Raw genomic sequence first — 7,475 nt, forward strand, 5'->3', positions numbered from 1 at the left:
TGTTATATTCCTAAAGCCAAATCTCTTGATTTACAGGCTTTTTTCACGATTTTCCAACGTCTAACACCTTACTCGGTATGGCATCAATATGTGAACAAATTGAAAATAAAACATACTTCATATCTGGAAAATATGGAAACAAGAAAAAGGCTAGCGCACAGGGCGCAGCCTCTTTTCCCATCCGTAAGGGTATAACAACTCACCATTACAGAAATATTCTATTACGCATAAAAGGCTTCAAGCTGACGCACAATTTCGGCCTCGTCATGCTCTACCACCTGCTGGTGTTGCGGCTTGGAGAACAATTGTTCAATTTGTGCCGGGAACTCCTGCTTAATGTCCACCAGACGGATCGCCTCATCGAATTTGGCCGGATGTGCTGTTGCGAAGGTTACACAGACTTCGTCCGCGCCATTATACGCCTCATACGCGGCAATACCGCAAGCCGTATGCGGGTCGAGCAAATAATCATATTCAGCCTTGTATTTCTTGATCAGCTCCAGACACTGCTCATTCGAAGCACCCAGCGCTTCAAAATCTTGCTGGACACGTTTCAAATCCTCTGCCCCGATCACAATCCGTCCCTCAGTTTTGAGGTTATTCATGTATTCAGATACCTTCGCTGCATCCTCTCCAAGGAAGTAGTACAGGTATCTTTCGAAATTGCTTGCCACCTGAATGTCCATGGAAGGACTATATGTGCTTTTGAAGTCGCCCGGCTGGTATTCACCTGTCTTCACGAAGCGCTCCAAAATATTATTTTCGTTCGTGGCAATGATCAGCTTATGGATGGGTAGACCCATTTTCTTCGCAAGAAAGCCGGAAAAAATATTGCCAAAGTTGCCGGATGGCACACTGACATTGATCTTCTTCGTACCCGCAGACTCCTGTGCCCGGAAATAAGCATAGAAGTAATATACCGTCTGCGCCAAAATACGCACAAAGTTAATCGAATTAATCGCCCGCAGATGATGTTTGGCTTTGAAGTCCAAATCAGCGAACAGGTCCTTAATCACTTTTTGACAATCGTCAAAGTTCCCTTTTACAGATAGATTCAGCACGTTCTCATCATCTACCGTCGTCATTTGCAGTTCTTGTACCTTGCTCACTTTTTGATGCGGATGCAAAATACAGATTTTGATGCCTTCCTTGCCTCGTACGCCTTGAATGGCTGCTGCCCCAGTATCGCCAGAGGTTGCACCCAAAATATGAATGATCTCATTCTGTTTTTTGGACACATAGGAATAAAATTCACCCATAAACTGCAGCGCCACATCCTTGAACGCAAACGTAGGTCCATGGAATAGCTCCAAAATAGACAGGGAATCGTTGATCTTCTTCACTGGCGTAACTTCCGGGTGACGGAAGCTTGCATAGCTGCGCTCTACCAGTTGTTCCAAATCTTCACGAGGAATCTCATCATTGATATACAGCGCAAAAACTTCCAGCAGCAGCTCTCTATAGCTCAATGTCGCCCATTGCTCCATCGTAGCTGCCGACACCGTCGGAATCTGCTCCGGCACCATCAAACCTCCATCGTCAGCTAACCCCATGAGCACGGTATCAATAAATCCCTTGGCTTCTACTCCACCTCTAGTGCTTATATATCTCATATACATCCCCCAATAAAAATTCAATTCGAACCTTTTTCGAATATATTATTGTCTATAATACCCTGTCGCGGTGCTGTAACCAAGCCTTTTTTTCATATTTCAAAGACTTTCTCCTACTTTACCATACCCTGATGCATCAAGCATCTATCTTCACTAGTCAATTAGAACGTCAGTTACAGGGCGTAAGTATGAAAAAAAGAAGGCTGCTCCAGCCATTAGGAGCCTGAAATCGAGAGTGCAGCCAGCTTGAGCGAAGGAGAAGTGCAGCTTCCTGTAAAACGCAAATCGTTGCCAACTTCCTCTACCTGCTGTAGGACGTCAAAGAAGTTGCCCGATACCGTAATCTGATTGACTGCTCTGACCACTTGCCCTTGCTCAATCCAGTAGCCCAGACAAGCTAGCGAAAAATTACCAGACGCCGTATTCGTACCCGCATGCAGCCCTTGCAGCTCAACAATCATCAGCCCACGATCCATCTTGCGAATCATGTCCTCCAACGTAGACGGGCCTGGAGCCACGTACAGATTATGATACGACACCCCAATTTTACCGTTATAGCTGCCCTTGGAAGCATGAGAGGTACTCTGCACCCCAGCCTTGCGAGCCGTCTTGCGGTTATGGAAATACGTCCGTAGTTCTCCATTCTTGATGATCTCATTGCGGCGTGTCGCACTGCCTTCAGCATCAAACGTGCTGCCTGCCGGAACGTTCTCCATCAACGGATCGTCAATCAGCGTAATACGCTCGCTTGCCACCTTTTGCCCCAGTTTCCCAGCCAAGCGTGAAAAGCCTTTATCCACCGACTCCGCTGAAAATACCGACGTATACGCAGCAAGCAATTGCGCTGCTGCATCATGACGGAAAATGACCGGATAGTTATCTGATTGAATCGTGTGCGCACCCAGCTTGGAGACGGCCTCTTGTACGGCTTTATGCGCCACATCCGCAATATTGATCTCCTCCACGCTCCGCAGCGAATAATCATGCCAGCCCCCGGTAACCGTCTCGCCATGGTCTGCTGCAATCACATACACATAAGCGGTCGCTAGGCTTTTGCGACGATGGCAGTGCAGTCCTTTGGTATTTACTATCAGGACCTCATTTTCACGAATGCTGACCGAGCAATGCCGAGCCATCACAATCCGTGGGTCTGCGGCAAGCGCTGTATGCTCCATTTCCAGCGCCGCTTCGATCAGAATCTCAGGAACTGTGTCAGCAAGCGCTGAGGCATAAGCAGGCTGCTCAGGATAGCTCTCTGAGCCTGCAAACAGCTCATCCTGCTCCTCGCTCTCCAATATGTCCGCGTTGCTGCGTGCTTCTTCCAATAAGAAGTCGATCACATCCGGTTCCAGCTTTTCCGTAGAGGCATAGCCCATTTTCCCGTTAATGACACCACGAAAAGAAAGTCCGCCATTCTCTACGATGGTATATTGGTCAATCTCTCCCTTTAGCACCTTTACCGAGGTAGAACGTCCATTTACATAGTAGATTTCCATATCCGCATAGCCCATTTCCCGGCCTTTGGCAAACAATGCTTCCTGAAATTGCTGAATATTCATCGCCTATTCCCCCTTTCGTCCACCGACGGTCATTTCGGACACACGAATCGTCGGCTGTCCGCAGTTGACCGGAAGACTTCCACTGACCGAGCCGCACATCCCTTGACCATGGTCCAGATTGTTGCCGACCCTATCAATATTTTGCAGGGTTTCAATCCCTTTGCCGATCAACGTTGCGCCTTTGACTGGCTCGGCAATTTTGCCGTTGCGAATCATGTACGCCTCTTCAACCGCAAAATTAAACTCGCTCGTCGAGGTGTTCACCGAACCACCGCCCAACGATTTGGCATAGATCCCGTACTCCGTATTGGCAATGATCTCTTCACGGGTAGACTCGCCATTTGCAATAAACGTATTGTTCATACGGGATGCAGGCGCGAATTTATAGGACTGTCTTCGTCCTGACCCTGTCGCAGGTACCCCCATCTGGCGCGAGCCCATGCGGTCGATTAGATATCCTTTTAAAATGCCGTTCTCGATCAGTACGTTGCGCTGTGTCGGCGCCCCTTCATCATCGATATTGAGCGACCCCCACGCATTCGGAATCGTTCCATCATCTATAGCTGTGACGAGCGGTGAAGCCACCTGCTGCCCAATCTTATTGGCAAACACGGAAGTTCCATGCGCCACCGCTGTAGATTCCAGCCCGTGTCCACACGCCTCGTGGAAAAGAACGCCGCCGAAGCCATTTTCAATCACGACAGGCAGTCTGCCACTAGGCGCATATCCCGCTTTGACCATCGTGGACGCAATCCGAGCAGCGTGTCTCGCATTTTCTTCGATATTCAGATTCTCCAGGAATTCAGTCCCTGCATACGCGCCCGGCCCACGGAACCCGGATTGTCTATGCTCCCCATCCGTCGCAATCGCGCTTATTCTCATGCGTGTATACGTACGGGTATCCTCCACCAGCAATCCGTTGCTATTAGCGATCAAGACGTTCTGGATCGAGTTGCTAATCCCAACAGAGGTTTGCGTGATGGAAGGATCGTATTGGCTTGCCGCCTCATGCGCCCGTCTCATCATGTCGATCTTGGCGCGTTTCTGCAAACCGTCAGGAATGATCGCAATCGGATGTTGGTTAGGGATATCGTGGGGATGGAGTGTAATGGTGTGTGTACCTGGCGCTCCACCGCCACGAATGGCCTTGGCAGCCGATTTGGCCAGTCTGATCAGACTCTGTTCGCTCATATCGCTGGTGTACGCATACACCGAAAAATGCTCCTTCATGATCCGAATGCCAATCCCAAAATCCCGGCCTGACAGCGCCGTATCCACGACGCCCCCGGTCATGCCCAGTTGTCCATTGGTACGGTCCTCGACGAACACCTCTGCAAAATCCCCGCCCGTCTCCAGCGCGGCTTGCAGCATATCCTGAATCTGTGTTGGATGTATCATCACGTTCCTCCTCGTTTTTGCCATGTTTCATATTGTACGTCTAAGCGATCAAGATCATATGCGGGTACATGTTTATTTCCCATAACTTTACTATACATGATGTTGGGAGTGGGTGTAACTATCTGGGTGAAGGTGTTGAGTGGGAGTGAAGATTTATGCTCAAGGGTGAATGGATTAAAATGAGAAAACCCGATAAGACCGTGAAGGGCCATATCGGGTTATTGAGAAAATTGATTACTGGGGTGGATTGAGCAAGTATGTTCATGTAAGAACGCTACGTGGACGGATCATTCTTCCGATCGCTGTTGACCCCAGATTTTTTTGATTATATTTTAGCGGTAAAAATCCGGGTTCAAAGGCGAACGCTCCGCTTCTTCAGAACGATTCCGTCCCCTCCGCTCCTATGCTTGGGTTTGCTTCATTTTGTTCGCCAAAATACTTTTTTTCAAACGAACTTTAAACAGTTCTCTTCGTAAATCCAGTTCCATGATATGAAGATGATCGGCCGCTTCTTTGACGGTTTCCATGTGCAGTACACTTGCCTTTTGAGAAATGATAGCTAGCGCATCCCAAATGAGCTTTGTGCATGTTTTAAGTCTCTCTATGTGTTCGTCTTCCTGCTGTACCAAACTTTCATATTGCTCAGCCGTATTTTCAGATGGGTTTGTATGTTCCACGCTCTTTAGTATCTTGGGTTGGGTATCCAAGTTATCATCTCCTTTTTATTCAAAGTGTAGCAAAGGATGATGACGGATGTGGTACGTAGATACGTAGCATTGGGAGAAAATAGAAGGTGATCCGGAACAATTCTGTATGGAAAATTGTTGGATGACTGTTCCATGGGATCTTCTTTATTCGCTATACAATTTATTTATGTATTTGTTGCTTTGATGACTTCAATTCGTTTTTTAATTTTAAATATTAACCATCAAATACCAACTTCTGTTGCTTAGAGTCCTCAGGCTCACGCTTCAACTTTTTATACCTCCTTGATGACGATCGTACCTCTCTCATAATATCGAGAATGTCCTAGAAATAAAAAAAGGAACCTCAGTTCCCCCAATTAAGATCATCCAGCTTTTTTAAGAATTTCATACCTTCATCTGGTTCTATCATTTTTATAAAGTTAGCCATACCATATAGATATTCTTTGAAATATGATTTGCTTTCAGCTTCAATTTTTTGCAAGTGACTGTATACACCGAATTTTGTACAATAATAAATATGTTGTTCAAGCCTTTTTTTATACTTTCTCTTTACTTTGACACCTTCATTTACAATTAATCCTGTTACTTCTTGCATGTTCTTATTCGTCTGCAATCTTAATTTCCTGTAATTAATATCAAAGCCTTCATTAATTATTATAGATTTTATTGTGTCTATATAATCCCTAATATTTTCATCACCCGATATAGTGATATCATCTGCATAACGTGAATAGTTCGCATTCATCTTTGTAGCGAGTGCTAACAATCTCTTGTCCATTGTATTGCAAAGAATATTTGCTATACAGGGGCTGGAGGGTGCACCTTGAGGTAGAAAACCTTTGAATGTGGTTAATGAAGCTAAAGAATATGAAAGTTCTTTAGTATAACCATGATCATAAAAAATATAAAATACGTGCTCAAATTTAATACTAGGAAAAAAGTTTTTAATATCTATATTAAGAACCAATTTTTTCTTCGTGTGTGCAATTGCATTGTCTTTAATATTTCTTTCTTTCACAAATCCATAAGCATGAGTATGAACAGTGAATGAAGATAGAATGTTATCAAGTATCCATCTCTGTATAGCTTTCAAATTATAGCTAGGTGTTGAAATAGTTCTTAAAGATCTTGGTATTCTTTGTAAAATTTGGTTGCACTTATTATATAATATCCCAGTACATTCCTTTCGATTCCCATTAATAGTGATAAATGTTTATTATCAAATACAACAGGTAATCCCTGATTAATTAATCCTTCTGCATATTGTATACAAGCTTCTTTGTATCTTTTTCCATATCCTTTTTCTACTAACTTTGATTCCATTAAGTTTAAGTAGTCCATTACACCCTCATTTAAATAGTCAGTAGCTTCTACTTCTGATCTAGTCTTTAGAGCTACTTTTAACTTGTTTTGGAAATTTGCAAATTATTGATGTGATTTTCATTAATTATTTGCAACTGCAACGGTTTTTGTTGCAGTTGTGAAAAGCAGCGGTTTCCTGCTTTTCACATATCAATTAAGTGACATTAATTAAGATAGAGACTCTCTACCATATCTAGAAGACTACTGACTAATATATAATATTTTACTTGATTTTTTTTGTAAATCCAATAGGAATGTATATTTCATCAAAATCCATTGGTTTTTTTGTGAATATGGTTTTAACTTCAAACGACTCAAAGTAATCTATGTTTAGCATATTATACTCTTCTAATAACTTTACAGCAGTTGAAGTAAGTTTATAGTACCCATCTAATGCTAACAAGTTCTCCTCTTGAAGTTTATTAATTAAATTTTCCACCTGAAAAAAACTTAGTCCAAAATTATCACTAATCTCTCTATAAGAGTAACTTGCCTTCACCGAATTAAAATACACTAAGATCAGTAGATCTTTATAATCCATTCTTACTTACCACCACTCTTTCTTTTAACTGACAGGTTCTGTTTTGATCTGGTATTTTTTTTATTTCTTTTTAATTGTGTATATCTTTTAAACAAGCAATTCCACTCTTCTCTTTTCCCAGAAAAGTCTGCATGATACCAAAATGAACTGATTGTGTTATTAGGTATGTTATGAGAAAACCCTACCAATAGTTGGCTATCCCGAAATCCCATTATATTCTGATTTCCTTTTCCCCAAATCGTTTCCTCAAAATCATTAATTAATCTTCTATGCGAATCATTTAAAAATATATGGT

General features: G+C 43.2%; 8 protein-coding genes. All 8 read right to left on the reverse strand.

All coding sequences use genetic code 11. The annotated features are described in order from the left end of the window. Nucleotides 1-221: 221 nt before the first annotated feature. Complete coding sequence (gene thrC / locus ACQQ6X_RS07905; RefSeq protein ID WP_305164894.1) at nt 222-1,613, reverse strand: threonine synthase; 1,392 nt, start codon at nt 1,611-1,613, stop codon at nt 222-224. A gap of 215 nt (nt 1,614-1,828) precedes the next feature. Further along, nucleotides 1,829-3,172 carry a TldD/PmbA family protein gene (locus ACQQ6X_RS07910; protein WP_305164895.1) on the reverse strand — a complete coding sequence of 448 codons (1,344 nt, stop codon included), beginning with the start codon at nt 3,170-3,172 and terminating at the stop codon, nt 1,829-1,831. A 3-nt stretch (nt 3,173-3,175) separates the two neighbouring features. Beyond that, complete coding sequence (locus tag ACQQ6X_RS07915; RefSeq protein ID WP_305164896.1) at nt 3,176-4,570, reverse strand: TldD/PmbA family protein; 1,395 nt, start codon at nt 4,568-4,570, stop codon at nt 3,176-3,178. A gap of 401 nt (nt 4,571-4,971) precedes the next feature. Further along, nucleotides 4,972-5,277 (reverse strand): hypothetical protein, encoded by a 306-nt coding sequence (locus ACQQ6X_RS07920; protein ID WP_149093800.1) that lies wholly within the window; start codon nt 5,275-5,277, stop codon nt 4,972-4,974. A 343-nt stretch (nt 5,278-5,620) separates the two neighbouring features. Beyond that, nucleotides 5,621-6,370 carry a reverse transcriptase family protein gene (locus tag ACQQ6X_RS07925; RefSeq protein ID WP_430493553.1) on the reverse strand — a complete coding sequence of 250 codons (750 nt, stop codon included), beginning with the start codon at nt 6,368-6,370 and terminating at the stop codon, nt 5,621-5,623. A 26-nt stretch (nt 6,371-6,396) separates the two neighbouring features. After that, nucleotides 6,397-6,600: a hypothetical protein gene (locus ACQQ6X_RS07930; protein WP_430493554.1), complete on the reverse strand. Its 204-nt coding sequence runs from the start codon at nt 6,598-6,600 to the stop codon at nt 6,397-6,399. A gap of 262 nt (nt 6,601-6,862) precedes the next feature. Beyond that, nucleotides 6,863-7,180, reverse strand: a complete 318-nt coding sequence (locus ACQQ6X_RS07935) for a FaeA/PapI family transcriptional regulator (RefSeq protein WP_305164898.1) — start codon at nt 7,178-7,180, stop codon at nt 6,863-6,865. Nucleotides 7,181-7,182: 2 nt separating this feature from the next. Next, on the reverse strand, nt 7,183-7,475 hold a 293-nt coding region (locus ACQQ6X_RS07940; protein ID WP_430493555.1), incomplete at its 5' end, for a phosphoribosyltransferase-like protein.

This window comes from Paenibacillus ottowii, from assembly GCF_050516475.1.
GTDB classification, from domain to species: domain Bacteria; phylum Bacillota; class Bacilli; order Paenibacillales; family Paenibacillaceae; genus Paenibacillus; species Paenibacillus ottowii.